A 1009-nucleotide genomic window follows, 5' to 3' on the forward strand; every position below is an offset into this window, starting at 1 on the left:
GGCTTGATATATTTCATTCATTGACTCTGTCGATCCTGCTAATATAATCTTAGCTGTAAGAGGCTAGGTAACAACGAGGTAAGCAAGGCCACTTTTCTGACTGAGAGTTTGGAAAACTGTGTAGCTCTCTTCGGTTGCTAAGGTAGCTAACTTAGTAGGATAGTAGATAACATCATTACACGACGTAGGTAAAGAAACTAATTCTTCGGCGAACGTAGATTGAGTTACATCTTTTGTTATCACTTTCATCACCTCTTCTATATTAGATTTAGCTTATGGTTCTTTATACTATCATCTTTTTAGTATTCGTAAAAACAGTATAGGTACCACCTATGTAATTTCCTACTTTTTAATTACTCTTGTAATGATAATTTCTACAGATCCATGCACCCGTCCCAAAAACCACCATGTTTGCGATATTACATGATAAAAACTTATATAACGAGAAGAGCCTTTACCATCAGGGGCAAGGCTCTTCCTATTATTTKCTCTTATAGGGTCTATCTTCTATCTTATATCTTCTATCTTCATCTCTATTTTGAATTAWGGTCTATGAAAATTGACCGTTTTCTCGTCATCTCCGGTCCGTTCAAACCATCCTCTGAWGGCCCAATTATCATATCCTCCATCACCTTCGTTAACAAATGTTCCKTCTTCAAAYACCCAGACWCCATACGTAATACCATCATAATCTACGGTATCAAAATATTGTACACCCTGTAATTGATTGGAATTGTATCCTTGGCTTAAATTCATGACCATGACATTGTACTGTTGGCCTGCTTCATAAAAGGATTTTTCCATTGCTCCTTTGACAAAACCACTTCGATTGTCAGCTGTTTTAGCTGCATCTGCAATCGCTTGTCCAATTGCCACTGGATCAATCGAGACATCGCCTCCGACTTCTGCAGCTTCTGCGGAGCCAGCAGAATCTCCTAAATTCGGTAGAGCTAATGGTGTCGCTAACATAGCTAAACCTACGGCAGAAGCTACAACAGCTTGTTTCGCT

1 protein-coding gene is annotated in these 1009 nt (G+C 38.9%); it reads right to left on the minus strand.

The genetic code is table 11. The features are described from left to right. Positions 1–543: 543 nt before the first annotated feature. Positions 544–969, minus strand: coding sequence for a stress protein (locus AC1DRF_RS29485; RefSeq protein WP_477742505.1), 426 nt, complete (start codon positions 967–969; stop codon positions 544–546). Positions 970–1009 lie beyond the last annotated feature (40 nt).

The organism is Priestia sp. P5_B4 (genome assembly GCF_056400385.1).